This window comes from Methylovorus glucosotrophus (genome assembly GCF_009858335.1).
In the GTDB taxonomy this organism is placed as follows: Bacteria; Pseudomonadota; Gammaproteobacteria; order Burkholderiales; family Methylophilaceae; genus Methylovorus; species Methylovorus glucosotrophus.
Window position 1 is genome coordinate 2,132,202 of record NZ_VMSE01000001.1, and the last position, 13,056, is coordinate 2,145,257.

Genomic DNA, 13,056 nt, shown 5'->3' on the forward strand with positions numbered 1-13,056 from the left:
CATTTCACCCATTCAAGGTTCGCGGATGTGAGCTATGCCCATACAGGCACAGGGCACATCCGCGTTTGCATCAGGTAATCACGGTAGGTGTATCGCGGCCGGTGCGGGTGGCGAGCTCCGAGATGGTCAGGGCAATCTTGATCATGTCCCAAAGCGCATCCTGTGCATCCAGGTCATGCTTGGTGCTATCAGGTTCGTAGGCTTCCAGGTAGATGCGCAGAGTTGCGCCTTCAGTGCCGGTGCCGGAAAGCCGGAACACGATGCGCGAACCATCTTCAAACAGGATACGCACGCCTTGCTTGGTGCTCAGGCTGCCATCAATGGGGTCGGTATAGCTGAAGTCGTCGCAGCTGGCGATGGTGTAGCGACCAAAGCTCTTGCCAGGCAGGCTTGCAAAGCTGTCCCGCAGCAGCGTCATAACGCCTTGTGCCGCTTCGGTTGGCAGGTTTTCATAATCGTGGCGCGAATACACATTGCGGCCAAACTGGCGCCAATGCCGCTTGACCAGGGTTGCCACCGGCTGGCGCTTGATGGCCAGAATATTGAGCCAGAACAGCACGGCCCACAAACCATCTTTTTCACGCACGTGGTCAGAGCCAGTGCCGAAGCTTTCTTCGCCGCACAGCGTCACCTTGCCAGCATCCATCAGGTTGCCAAAAAACTTCCAGCCCGTGGGTGTCTCATAGCAGGGAATCCCAAGCTCTTCAGCCACACGGTCCACCGCCGCGCTGGTAGGCATGGAGCGCGCCACCCCGGCAATGCCAGCCGCATAGGCCGGAATCAAACGCGCATTGGCGGCCATCAAGGCAAGACTGTCTGAGGGCGTCACAAAGAAATGATCGCCCAGTATCATGTTGCGATCACCATCACCATCTGAAGCAGCACCGAATTCAGGCGCATTTTCGCCATACATGATCTCGACCAGTTCGTGCGCATAGGTCAGATTGGGGTCGGGGTGGCCTTGGCCAAAATCCTCCAAGGGCACGGCATTCATCACGCTATCTGCACTGGCGCCCAGACGCTTGACCAGAATCTCGCGTGCATAAGGGCCTGTTACCGCATGCATGGCATCAAACTTGAGCCGGAAGCCGCTCGCGAGCAGGCTGCGAATGGCAGGAAAATCAAACAGGGACTCCATCAGCTCGGCATAATCCGCCACCGCATCAATCACCTGCACCACCATATTGCCCAGCTGGCTTTCGCCGATCACATCCAGCGCCACATCGGCGGCATCCACAATGCGGTATTCGTTGATGACCTTGCTGCGGGCGTAAATGGCTTCGGTCACGGTTTCCGTCGCCGGGCCGCCATTTTCCATGTTGTATTTGATGCCAAAATCGCCATCTGGCCCACCGGGGTTATGGCTGGCAGACAGGATAATGCCGCCAAAGGTCTTGTATTTGCGTATCACGCACGAAGCGGCGGGCGTGGACAAGATACCGCCCTGCCCGACCAGCACGCGGCCAAAGCCATTGGCCGCCGCCATTTTGAGGATAATCTGAATGGCCTGACGATTGTAGTAACGGCCATCGCCGCCCAGCACCAGTGTCGCGCCGGGAGCTGCCTGTATGGTATCGAAAATGCTCTGCACAAAATTCTGCAGGTAGTGCACCTGCTGAAATGCAGGCACGCGTTTACGCAGGCCGGAAGTCCCTGGCTTCTGGTCCTGATAGGGTTGGCTGGCAACAACTTGTACTGTCATGAATACTCTTCCTGATTTTGGTGACTTAAGGTTGACAGAGGTCACGTTTATATTGATAATTCGCCTTCTTCGCGATTTTGAAGTCGCAAAGGGAGATTAGCTCAGCTGGTAGAGCAGCGGACTCTTAATCCGTTTGTCCGGGGTTCGATCCCCCGATCTCCCACCAAAAACAAAGGCTTGTGCTCTGCACAGGCCTTTTTTATTTGCCTGGTTTGCTTCACATTCACGGGCAACTCTGCCCGGCTATCATCAGCCGTCATACCGGATTCCGGCATCTCGTTCAGCGAAAGCAAAACCTTTATCGGCAACGCCAGTCTCATATGACAACAGCATCATCAGTATAATCGGTTTTTCAGAAAATCAGGTCAGGAGCAAAGCGCATGGAGACATTCAAGGTAGAAGGCATGGTATGCGGCGGCTGCGTTAATGCTGTTACCCGGGCGATTCAGAACGAGGATGCTGCAGCCAAAGTGGAAGTGGATCTTGCCAGCGGCAAGCTGAGCACTGAAAGCACACTCAGCAAGCAAGAGCTGGCCAGCATTATTGAAGAGGCAGGCTACACGGTGGTGGGATAAGCGGCAAAACACCTGCTGGCTGATCCTGATACATGCGATCAGCCAGTCAATTCCATTCTGCCCCATAAAAAAAACCGACGTTTTCGTCGGCTTTTTTCATTCATACTGCGCGCTTCAGAACCCCAGGCTATCGAGCAGATCATCCACCTGTGCCTGACTCGCCACCACATCGACCGCATTCGGGTCGATCTGTGGCCCATTCAGCAGACCGGTATCGGCTTCTTTCTTGGGCGTATTGATATGGCCGGGCGAGAAGTCGATCAGCACTTGTACCAGCTGCTGTTCCAGATCCTGCGCCAGCGTGGTGATCTTCTTGATCACCTGACCGGTAAGATCCTGAAAATCCTGCGCCATCATGATTTCCATCAAGAGATCCTTGGTCTCAGAGGTGTTCTTCACCGTCTGGTCCAGGAAAGCCATGGTATCGGTCGCAATCGCATCGTACTGGCTCTTGAGGGCCGGGGTAGCCAGCAAGGCATCCCAACGCTTCTGCAGATCGGCAGCCTGGGTGGACAAGGCATTTTGCAGCGGTGTAGCGACATCGGTGGCATTCAGCACGCGCTCAGCCGCTTGCTCCGTCATCTTGGCCACATAATTCAGGCGTTCGCGCGCATCGGGGATTTCTGAGGCGGCTTTTTCCAGAATTTTGTCAAAGCCCAGGCCGGAGAGATTGTCGTGCAGGGCACGCGTGACATGGCCGATACGGTTGAGGATTTCGTCGTTGGTATTCACTGGAGCTGCCGACGAGCTATTGTCTTCAGAAGTAAGAGGCTCGCTCATGTTATGCCCCTGACTTTTCCAGTTTTTCAAAGATTTTTGCGAGCTTCTCATCCAGCGTGGCAGCGGTGAAGGGCTTCACCACGTAACCATTAGCGCCAGCCTGGGCAGCGGCGATGATGTTTTCCTTCTTGGCTTCTGCGGTCACCATCAGCACGGGCAGCGATGACAAGGTGGGGTCGGCGCGGATTTCCTTCAGCATGGTCAGGCCATCCATATTTGGCATGTTCCAGTCGGACACGACAAACTCAAAATTGCCGCCACGCAGCTTGCTGAGGGCCATGACGCCATCTTCGGCTTCATCGACATTGGTATAGCCCAGCTCCTTGAGCAGGTTGCGCACAATTCGGCGCATGGTTGAAAAGTCATCAACCACGAGAAATTTGGTATTTGGATTAGCCATCTAAAACTCCATAGTTATGTGCTGCCATGATCCAATCAGGCTGATCCGTGATGTTAGCGAATTGAATCATGTTACCGAGCATTGATTAAGGTCTTACCTTGTTTATCGTCCAAAACCGGGCAAGCTTTAATCAGCATCTTAGCAAAATTACACACGCAGCGACTGCGAGCTGTTGGCCATCAGGTACGCCAGCACGCGGGAAGGCATGTCGCGCAGATGCAATTCTTCATCCACACCGCCATGCGCCACCGCTTCGCGCGGCATGCCGTAGACCACGCAGCTCTCTTCGTTCTGCGCAAAATTGTAGGCACCTGCCTCTTTCATGGCGCGCATGCCGAGGGCGCCATCCTTGCCCATGCCAGTAAGTATCACCCCAATGGCATTCTTGCCAGCCTGGGCGGCTGCCGAGTCAAACAGCACGTCTACCGATGGCTTGTGACGGCTCACCGGCGCGGCATCGCTCAATTCGGTTACATAGTTGGCGCCGCTACGTGCCAGCAGCAAGTGTTTGTCGCCCGGTGCGATAAAGGCATGCCCCGGCAGGATACGCTCGCCACCCTGCGCTTCGGCCACGGAAATCTGGCATAAGGAATCCAGGCGATTGGCGAATGAACGGGTAAAGCCAGCTGGCATGTGTTGGGTGATCAGGATACCGGGACAGTCAGGCGGCATTTCCATCAGGAAAGATTTGATCGCCTCGGTACCACCGGTCGAGGCGCCAATAATGATCAGCTTTTCACTACTGATCAGCGGGTTGCGAAGCGAAGCATTTTGTTGAGGTGCGCCTGGAGTTGGCGCGGTGCTGCGTGGCGCCAAGGTTGAGATACGGGCTTGCTTGGCAGCGCGGATCTTGTCTGCAATGAGATCAGCGTATTCACGGATGCCGTCACTGATGGCGAGCTTGGGCTTGGTAACAAAATCAATGGCGCCAAGCTCGAGCGCGCGCATGGTGATTTCCGAGCCACGCTCGGTCAGGGTGGAGACCATGACTACCGGCATGGGGCGGAGGCGCATCAGGCGTTCCAGAAAATCCAGCCCGTCCATCTTCGGCATTTCCACATCCAGCGTCAGCACGTCGGGATTGGTTTGCTTGATCAAATCACGCGCGATCAACGGGTCGGGCGCGGTGGCGACCACTTCCATGTCGGGCTGACTGTTAATGATCTCCGTCAACAGGCTGCGTATCAAGGCGGAGTCATCTATCACCAATACTTTGATCTTCATTCTGCTTAATCTCTTCCCTAAATTTTTTTTGTTATGTGTTGATTAATCGTTAAAACAGCTCAACCTCACCACCCACACTGTCCGTCTTGAGGCGGCTTGCGTATGTTTCTTCGCGCTTGATAAGAGTGTAATTGTTCAGCTGCTTGAGCTTCTTGACCAGTACTTTACCCGTTTTCGGGAAAAAGTAGACCTTGCGCGGATAGATATCATTGAGGTCTTCACCGGTGACCTTGATGTTTTCATCTTTGAGGAACTGGCGCACAAACAGCGCATTGCGTTCACCCACGTTCATGGAAGTAAAACTGCGCAGTACGTTACCGCCGCCAAAAATCTTGGCTTCGAGGTTTTCGCGGCGCGCACCATTGCGCAACAGCTGGTTGATCAGCACTTCCATGGCATAGGCACCATAGCGCATGGATTCAGAAGCCGGGTTGTCTTTATCGGCATTACCGCCATCGGGCAGCATGAAGTGGTTCATGCCACCTATACCGGAGACGGTATCGCGTATACAGGCTGATACACAGGAGCCCAGCACGGTGACAATCACCATGTCCTTGTCGGTGTAGTAATACTCGCCGGGCGATATCTTGGCGGCATCGCAATCAAAAGTGCGATCGTAGTAAAGCGAGGTCGAGATTTCTTCATTCACCAGCATGGTTAGACGGTCTCCCTTGCCAGTCGGCTCATGGCAGACTCCGTCGCCGCACCTGCAGTGGCAGGATTCAACTCGTAGACGGTTTTCCCGCGCAGCTTGATGTCGTGCGACACGTACAGGAAGTTTTCAGAATGGCCGGCAAACAGCAAGGCATGCGGCTTCATCAATGGCACAAACTTGCTGATAATCTTGGCCTGGGTCGGCTTATCGAAGTAAATCATGACATTGCGACAGAAAATCGCATCAAACGGCTCTTTCAACGGCCATTCATCGGCCAGCAGATTCACTTGCTGAAAGGTAATCAGATCACGCAGCTCATTGCGCACGCGCACCAGCCCTTCCTGTGCGCCCTTGCCGCGCAGGAAAAACGCCTTGCAGCGCTCAGGGGACATCTTGCTGATGCGGTCTTCCGGGTACACACCACGCGCGGCTGTTGCCAGCACATTGGTATCAATATCGGAAGCAATAATGGAGACGGGCGGATGCAGGGTGCCAAACGCTTCGCAAGCGGTCATGGCTATCGAATAGGGCTCTTCGCCAGTCGAGCTGGCAGAGCACCAGATGGTAATCGGTTTTTTGAGATTGGCCAGATGCTCGGCCAGCACGGGGAAATGGTGCTCCTCGCGAAAGAACGAGGTCAGATTGGTGGTCAGCGCGTTGGTAAAGGCTTCCCACTCATCCGGGTTGGCATTGCTTTCCAGTGCATCCAGATAATACTTGAACGAATTCATGCCGAGAGCACGCAATCGGCGGCCGATACGGCTATACACCATGTCGACTTTGGCTTCGGATAATGAGATGCCGGCACGGGCATAAATCAGCTTGCGTACCTTTTCAAAGTCCTGTTGCGTAAACTCGAACTCGCGCTCACCACCATGGCTGGATTTCGTTACCATAATTAACCTTGTTTTCTTTTCAACCCATCAAGCGCTTGCCACCAGGTCAGCATGGTCTGATCGACCTCCAACCCGCCGGCAACTTCGCAAACAGCATCGCATGAATATGCACGACAGGAAATCAGACACTGCCGCAAATTGCGCCCCTGGGCCCCAATGGCTCATCGTGAACAGGACAGGTGAAAAATCGCACGTAGCATAGACCAGCAACGCTGCCATCGTATGGCGACCTTGCCGATTCAAGAACAGGATAATGCATGGCTTTCTCCACCTGGTACCGGGTAATGTCCTGGTTGGCATTACCTCTCGTTTATTGCACTGACAGTGCCTGACAGGCAGGCCAAGACACAAGCGCCCTGCCCCAGCCTGTCAGCGTATTGCGTTTACAGCGTTAAAACTCTTCCCACTCGTCATCCGTACCGGTTTTGGCCGGTGCTTGCAGCTTGGGTTGCGGTGCAGGCACCGGGCGACCAGACGGTGCGGAGGCAATGGCGGGCCGGCGGGTAGGCGCGGCGACGGCAGGCGCAGCCTGACCATCCAGCACGAATACACTCACCGAATTCAACAGGCCGTTGGCTTGTTCCATCAGCGATTCCGCTGCCGCAGCAGCCTCTTCCACCAGCGCGGTGTTCTGCTGCGTCACGTCGTCCATCTTGATCACGGCGTCGTTCACCTGCGCAATACCGGCGCTCTGCTCTTGCGAGGCCGCGGCAATTTCGCCAATGATGTCTGATACGCGTTTCACAGACTGCACCACTTCTTCCATGGTCTTGCCGGCGTTTTCCACCAGAGTCGTACCTTCGGTGGTCTTGCTAACCGAGTCGTTGATCAGTTCCTTGATTTCCTTGGCCGCTGCCGCAGAGCGTTGGGCCAGGTTGCGCACCTCGCCTGCCACCACGGCAAAGCCACGGCCTTGTTCACCGGCACGGGCGGCTTCTACCGCAGCGTTCAGCGCCAGGATGTTGGTCTGGAAGGCAATGCCGTCAATCACCGAGATAATGTCTTCGATCTTGCGGGCGCTGTCGTTGATGGCGCTCATGGTAGACACCACATCGGCGACCACTTCGCCGCCCTTTACAGCGACACCGGATGCCGCAGAAGCGAGCTGGTTGGCTTGCTTGGCGTTGTCGGCGTTCTGCTTCACGGTGGAGGCCAACTGCTCCATGCTGGCAGCGGTTTTTTCCAGCGACGATGCCTGGTCTTCCGTACGGCGGCTCAGGTCGGAGTTGCCCTGCGCAATTTCTTTCGCGGCGGTGTTGATCGCATCTGCGGCTTCTTTTACCGTGCTGATCGGGCCTACGATCATTTCCAGCGTTTCGTTCACGCCATCGACAATCTTGCGGAAGTCACCAGGATGGCGGCTGGCATCGGCACGTACCGATACACGGCCTTCATTGGCGGCACGCACCAGCATCTGTACGTCTTCATTCAGTGCCTTGAGGTTTTTGCGCACTTGCTCAACAGTTTCGTTGATATACGCCTTCTTGCCTGGGAACTGCTCCAGTTCGGCATTGAAGTTACCCTCACCAAAGGCTTTGACACAGGCCATGGCTTTTTCCATCAGCTGGATATGGCCACCCACCATGATATTGACGTTCTCGGCTACCTTGCTGAAGTCACCCTTGAACAGATGCGCATGCAGCGTCATGTCGATATTGCCCTGCTCATGCTCGTTGCTGACCCACTTGATGGAGTCAATCAGGCCTTGCAGGTTGCCACGGACTTTTTCCAGGCTCTTGTTGATGGAAGCCTTCTTGCCTGGGAATGGATCCACCTTGATGGTGAAGTCACCGTTACCAATGGCGGTCACGAAGCTCACAATCTTGTTTTTCTCTTCAATATGGTCGCCGACCATGCTGTTCACACCGGCGGCAACTTCGGCATAGGATCCGCTGTATTTGCTGATATCCATCACCACATCGTCCTCGCCCTCACGGTGCTGGTTCGACATGTAATGCATATCGGAGATCAGGGTCTGGATATTCTGGCGCAGACCTTCCACTCCCTTGTTGATAAAGGCCAGGTCACCTGGCAGGGTTTGCAGGGTCTTGGTGAAATCGCCCTGGGAGAACGCCGTAATGCAGGACATGGATTTATTCAGCACGTCAGCATAATTGCCCACCATGTGGTTGATCTTGTCAGCCAGGGTGTTGAATTCGCCATTGAAGCGGCTGCTGACGATGGTGGCGCGCATATTGCCGGCTTCATGCTGATCGGCCAGGCTTTCCAGATCCTTGAGTAGGGTGATGATGGTGTCGGTCATCTGCTTCATGGAATACATCAGGCTGGTTTTATCATCATTGGCCAGCTTGATCGCCACATGCAAATCGCCAGCCGCAATACGCTTGGCCACCTGCGCAGCCAGGGCGGGCTCGCCACCGAGCTGACGCATGAGGGTGCGGATGATCATGAAGCCGATCACGGTGACCAGAGCCAGAGCCACGATGGCGATAATGATCATGAACTCGGTTGCACTGGCTTTGATGGCAGCCGCTTTTTCAGCGCTCTGGGAACCCAACTCAACGTTGTGCTGGCGGTGGTCAGCGATCGCCTTTTGCAACTTGAGAATGGTGGTCTCGCCTGCCAGCAAGGCATCACGCGCTTCATCATGTTTGTTGGCGAGAGAAAGCGTCAGCACATTGCCCGCCAGGTTGTCGTAGTCCGCAAGCAACAGGCGATCCACCTGCAGCAAACGCTTGTCCTCATCATCGGAGATATGATTGTCTTCGTATTTTTTCAGGGTATCGGTCAGGCGTACGTGAGCCGCAGCAACCTTGGTCTCAATCTCAGCCTTCTTGGCATTGTCCTGGTTGGTCATGTGCTGCCATACCAGGGTATTCAGCTCTTCAAACTCACTGAGCGCTTCATCGAGCCTGGCAATGCTGGGCATGGAATCCACATTGGAAAAGTTGGTGATGTCATAGACCCGATTAATCTGGTGATAGGCCAACCCGGCCAAGGACACCAGCCCCAGAATGGCAACCGCCATCAAAAGATACATACGCTTAGCGACAGTCATTTCTTTTCTCCGACTTCATTTTTATGTTGTTTCATGCCTTGGCATTGATCCGGTGCAGCGCTCGGCAAACCGAGCTACAAGCTTCTACATCTCTTACGTGTAAATTCCGCAGAACTTGAATCTTTAACGCATTTTTTTCAGTGCATCGCGCCTGTCCTGTGCAGGGTTTTACCCCTATGCCAGCCACTATAGCGACCAGCTGCTTCTGGTCATCGCATGAACAAACGCGTATTTACAGCTTATTTATGCCATGCAGGCCATGTGGCCACTGTCCTGTCTGGGCAATATGCTCCAGGTACTGGCAAAAAAAAACCGCTTCAATAAGAAGCGGTTAGTACATCTTTGGGAGCTATCAGTGCGAGAGCGGTGGTCGCGGAGATGAGACTTGGCTCTCGGGCACGGGCTACCCGGGGTGCTGGATTACTTGGACTGCACGTCCTTGGCATCTACCAGAACGGTTTTGCCATCCTTAGTGGTAGCAGCAAGCTTCTTGGCTTCGGCTTCGGCAACAGCGTTGCCCTTCATGTGGGCGGCGGTTTCAGCACTGTTGTCATTGGTGCAGATACGGCCCATTACGCTTACCTTGCACACTTCTTCAGCTTGCACATTGAATGCTGCCATTGCAGCCACCAGGGAAACGATTGCTACGATCATCTTTGTCATTTGTCATTCTCCATGTAGGGATATATAGGTACTGCAGACTGGTGAGGCGCTCACTTCTCGATCATCACCATCTGAACCTGCTACGACCTAACCCTCGGATTTCTTTAGGAAAATTACACATCATTAACAATAAAGTTTCCCGATATTGCCGGGAATACATGGAACAAGACAAAAAATACCCAATTAAATCAATGCATTGAAAAACTTTAGGGCTTTAATTCAAAAAACAGCTACAAAATGCATATATTCATGATTTTTTACAGTATTTACACTTGATTACAGATTGCATAGGCTGCACTCCTATGCAAAAAAAAGCCCCGGAAATCCGGGGCTTTTTTTACTTCATTGAGATGCAAATCAGGATGTTTGCATTAAAACTCTTCCCACTCATCCTCATTCACGCTGGCCTTGGATGCGACCTTGAGCACTGGCGCAGCTGCTGCTCTGGCAGGCGCTGGACGCGGAGCCGGGTTGCTTCGTACTTCTGGCCGGGACAGCATCTTGGCAGCGGCAGGTGCGCGGACATCGCCTTCACGCAGCTTGAAGTCTGCCACGGCATCGGTCAGCGCAGTGGCCTGCTCAACCAGCGATTCCGCTGCCGCAGCAGCCTCTTCCACCAGCGCGGTGTTCTGCTGCGTCACGTCGTCCATCTTGATCACGGCGTCGTTCACCTGCGCAATACCGGCGCTCTGCTCTTGCGAGGCCGCGGCAATTTCGCCAATGATGTCTGATACGCGTTTCACAGATTGCACCACTTCTTCCATGGTCTTGCCGGCGTTTTCCACCAGAGTCGTACCTTCGGTGGTCTTGCTAACCGAGTCGTTGATCAGTTCCTTGATTTCCTTGGCAGCTGCCGCAGAGCGTTGCGCCAGGTTGCGTACTTCGCCTGCTACCACGGCAAAGCCGCGGCCTTGTTCACCAGCACGGGCGGCTTCTACCGCAGCGTTCAGCGCCAGGATGTTGGTCTGGAAGGCAATGCCGTCAATCACCGAGATAATGTCTTCGATCTTGCGGGCGCTGTCGTTGATGGCGCTCATGGTAGACACCACATCGGCGACCACTTCGCCGCCCTTTACAGCGACACCGGATGCCGCAGAAGCGAGCTGGTTGGCTTGCTTGGCGTTGTCGGCGTTCTGCTTCACGGTGGAGGCCAACTGCTCCATGCTGGCAGCGGTTTTTTCCAGCGACGATGCCTGGTCTTCCGTACGGCGGCTCAGGTCGGAGTTGCCCTGCGCAATTTCTTTCGCGGCGGTGTTGATCGCATCTGCCGCTTCTTTTACCGTGCTGATCGGCGCGATGATGGTATCCAGGGTCTGGTTGAGGCCTTCAGCCACCAGCTTGAAGAAGCCTTCACGCCCATCACTGCGCGCACGTTTGCTGAAGTCACCATCCGCAGCAGCTTTCACGATCTCGCCGATTTCGTGCTCGGCATGTGCCTCGGTCGTGCGATCTATCCACTGCACGGCGGTGCCCATACGTTCTCCGCTACTACTGAAGATAGGCGCTGCATTGAGCTTGAATATCTGCTCGCCGACGGTGATTTCCGTGGCATAAGGGCTGTGCAGGCTGGCCAGCATATTGCGCTGATGGCTGGGATTCTTGTGATAAACGTCGAAGTTCTGACCAATGATATTGTTCGCCGAGAAGTTGGGCAGTTGTGTGCGCAGATTGGCTTCGGAGCGCTTCATCAGGTCTTCGGTAAACTTGTTCATGTAGATGATGATGCCATCAGGGTCGGCTACCATGACACTGACAGCGGCATTGTCCAGGCTGGTCTTGATCAGTTCGGCAAAACGGGCAGCCTCGCCAGCAGCCTTCAGCTGGCCACGGGTTTTCTCAATCGCCTCGTTGATGAAAGCCTTCTTGCCTGGCAATTGCTCGATGGTCGCGGTCAAATCACCTTCACCAAATGCACGCACCACGGCCATGGATTTCTTCTTCACATCAATATGACCGCCCACCATGGTATTCACGCCATTTGCCATCTCGGCATAGGCACCCTGATATTTGCTCACGTCCATGCGGACATCAATATCACCCGCATCGTGCTCCTGCGACATGTGGTTCATGTCCGCAATAAAGCTCTTGATGTTGCTGCGAACTTTTTCAATGGTGTCGTTGATGAAGGCTTTCTTGCCCGGGAATTTCTCCAGCGGCGCATCAAAATTGCCGGCACCAAAGCCTTCAACCGTAGCCATGGTCTTGCGCATCATGTTCACATGGCCACCGACCATGCCATTGACGCCATTGGCAACATCACGGAACAAGCCTTCAAACAGATCGGCCTTCAAGGTCTCGTCGATATCGCCTTTTTCATGGGCGGCACTGACAAAATTGAGAGAATCGGTCAGGCCTTGCAGGGTCTTCTGCAGCCGGCGCATGGAGTACACCACGCTGGATTTATCATCTTCGGCCACCGTGATTTTCTGGGTCAGATCGCCCGCAGCAAATTTCCGGCTCATTTCAGCCAGCTCTGCTGGCTCCTGGCCCAATTGGCGCATGATGGCGCGCAGCATGAAGATACCAATCACAATCACGGCCAGGGTCACTACTACTGCAACCACAACATTAATGATGGTCGCCGTATGACGCGTTGCCAAGGCGTCTTCCGCAGCAGCGGTACCAAAGGTCATGTTCAGTTTGAAGTGTTCTTCGATATGGGCGGTAAGATCCCGGGCAATATTATCGGCCTGCGCTTTGAGCAGTGCGGCCGCCTGATCGCGCTCACCTGCACGTGAAAGGCTCAGCACATTCTGCAATAGCTGCTGATATTTATCCCAGTCTGCCTTGGTTTTGTCATACATCTGGCGGTCTTCATCATTGCTGATGTAATTATCGCCATAGGTTTTCAATTCATCGTCGAGCTTGCCTTTGAGTTCCAGCAATCGCTGGTCATCCTTGACCATTTCCGCAGGCTCGGTATCCAGAATGTGGCGCAGAACCACGATGCGATAGCGCTGGAAATACTCTTGTATCAGGCCCAGACTTGCGACACTTGGCGTGGTGTTTTCGTTGCCATAGTTGGCTTTGTCGAATACCCGCCCAGTCTGAACATGACCGATGGCTACCACGATCAGCAGACCGATTACTGCAGCAGCAATCAACAGCTTGATACGATTTGCGACAGTCATTTTCATGATGT

Annotated in this window: 10 protein-coding genes and 1 tRNA gene; 2 read left to right on the forward strand and 9 right to left on the reverse strand. The window is 54.3% G+C overall.

Annotated elements, in window-relative coordinates; genetic code table 11:
- Positions 1-70: 70 nt before the first annotated feature.
- Positions 71-1,702, reverse strand: coding sequence for an alpha-D-glucose phosphate-specific phosphoglucomutase (locus tag FNL37_RS10040; protein WP_159356028.1), 1,632 nt, complete (start codon positions 1,700-1,702; stop codon positions 71-73).
- A 90-nt stretch (positions 1,703-1,792) separates the two neighbouring features.
- Here FNL37_RS10040 and FNL37_RS10045 point away from each other — a divergent pair.
- A tRNA-Lys gene (locus tag FNL37_RS10045) sits at positions 1,793-1,868 on the forward strand.
- A gap of 214 nt (positions 1,869-2,082) precedes the next feature.
- Positions 2,083-2,277, forward strand: a complete 195-nt coding sequence (locus tag FNL37_RS10050; protein ID WP_013441656.1) for a heavy-metal-associated domain-containing protein — start codon at positions 2,083-2,085, stop codon at positions 2,275-2,277.
- Between the two features lie 114 nt (positions 2,278-2,391).
- Here the strand turns inward: FNL37_RS10050 and cheZ are convergent, their stop codons facing one another.
- From cheZ to FNL37_RS14085, 8 genes are all read right to left on the reverse strand, one after another.
- The gene (gene cheZ / locus FNL37_RS10055; protein WP_013441655.1) at positions 2,392-3,057 is read right to left on the reverse strand and encodes a protein phosphatase CheZ; all 666 of its coding nucleotides are present in this window, start codon (positions 3,055-3,057) and stop codon (positions 2,392-2,394) included.
- 1 nt (position 3,058) lies between these two features.
- Complete coding sequence (cheY, locus tag FNL37_RS10060) at positions 3,059-3,457, reverse strand: chemotaxis response regulator CheY (RefSeq protein ID WP_013441654.1); 399 nt, start codon at positions 3,455-3,457, stop codon at positions 3,059-3,061.
- Between the two features lie 147 nt (positions 3,458-3,604).
- Positions 3,605-4,681: a protein-glutamate methylesterase/protein-glutamine glutaminase gene (locus FNL37_RS10065; RefSeq protein ID WP_013441653.1), complete on the reverse strand. Its 1,077-nt coding sequence runs from the start codon at positions 4,679-4,681 to the stop codon at positions 3,605-3,607.
- A gap of 49 nt (positions 4,682-4,730) precedes the next feature.
- The gene (cheD, locus tag FNL37_RS10070) at positions 4,731-5,336 is read right to left on the reverse strand and encodes a chemoreceptor glutamine deamidase CheD (RefSeq protein WP_013441652.1); all 606 of its coding nucleotides are present in this window, start codon (positions 5,334-5,336) and stop codon (positions 4,731-4,733) included.
- 2 nt (positions 5,337-5,338) lie between these two features.
- Entirely contained in the window at positions 5,339-6,232 is an 894-nt protein-coding gene (locus tag FNL37_RS10075) for a CheR family methyltransferase (protein ID WP_015829627.1), read from the reverse strand.
- A gap of 391 nt (positions 6,233-6,623) precedes the next feature.
- The gene (locus FNL37_RS10080) at positions 6,624-9,251 is read right to left on the reverse strand and encodes a methyl-accepting chemotaxis protein (RefSeq protein ID WP_159356029.1); all 2,628 of its coding nucleotides are present in this window, start codon (positions 9,249-9,251) and stop codon (positions 6,624-6,626) included.
- Between the two features lie 420 nt (positions 9,252-9,671).
- Entirely contained in the window at positions 9,672-9,914 is a 243-nt protein-coding gene (locus FNL37_RS10085) for a hypothetical protein (protein WP_015829625.1), read from the reverse strand.
- Between the two features lie 371 nt (positions 9,915-10,285).
- On the reverse strand, positions 10,286-13,051 hold the full coding sequence (locus FNL37_RS14085) for a methyl-accepting chemotaxis protein (RefSeq protein WP_159356030.1): 2,766 nt from the start codon (positions 13,049-13,051) through the stop codon (positions 10,286-10,288).
- Between the last annotated feature and the right edge of the window lie 5 nt (positions 13,052-13,056).

Bases quoted from the DNA above. Each gene is read 5' to 3' on its own strand.
- FNL37_RS10040 (WP_159356028.1), bottom strand. From the start codon at position 1,702: ATGACAGTACAAGTTGTTGCCAGCCAACCCTATCAGGACCAGAAGCCA.
- FNL37_RS10050 (WP_013441656.1), top strand. From the start codon at position 2,083: ATGGAGACATTCAAGGTAGAAGGCATGGTATGCGGCGGCTGCGTTAAT.
- cheZ (WP_013441655.1), bottom strand. From the start codon at position 3,057: ATGAGCGAGCCTCTTACTTCTGAAGACAATAGCTCGTCGGCAGCTCCA.
- cheY (WP_013441654.1), bottom strand. From the start codon at position 3,457: ATGGCTAATCCAAATACCAAATTTCTCGTGGTTGATGACTTTTCAACC.
- FNL37_RS10065 (WP_013441653.1), bottom strand. From the start codon at position 4,681: ATGAAGATCAAAGTATTGGTGATAGATGACTCCGCCTTGATACGCAGC.
- cheD (WP_013441652.1), bottom strand. From the start codon at position 5,336: ATGCTGGTGAATGAAGAAATCTCGACCTCGCTTTACTACGATCGCACT.
- FNL37_RS10075 (WP_015829627.1), bottom strand. From the start codon at position 6,232: ATGGTAACGAAATCCAGCCATGGTGGTGAGCGCGAGTTCGAGTTTACG.
- FNL37_RS10080 (WP_159356029.1), bottom strand. From the start codon at position 9,251: ATGACTGTCGCTAAGCGTATGTATCTTTTGATGGCGGTTGCCATTCTG.
- FNL37_RS10085 (WP_015829625.1), bottom strand. From the start codon at position 9,914: ATGACAAAGATGATCGTAGCAATCGTTTCCCTGGTGGCTGCAATGGCA.
- FNL37_RS14085 (WP_159356030.1), bottom strand. From the start codon at position 13,051: ATGAAAATGACTGTCGCAAATCGTATCAAGCTGTTGATTGCTGCTGCA.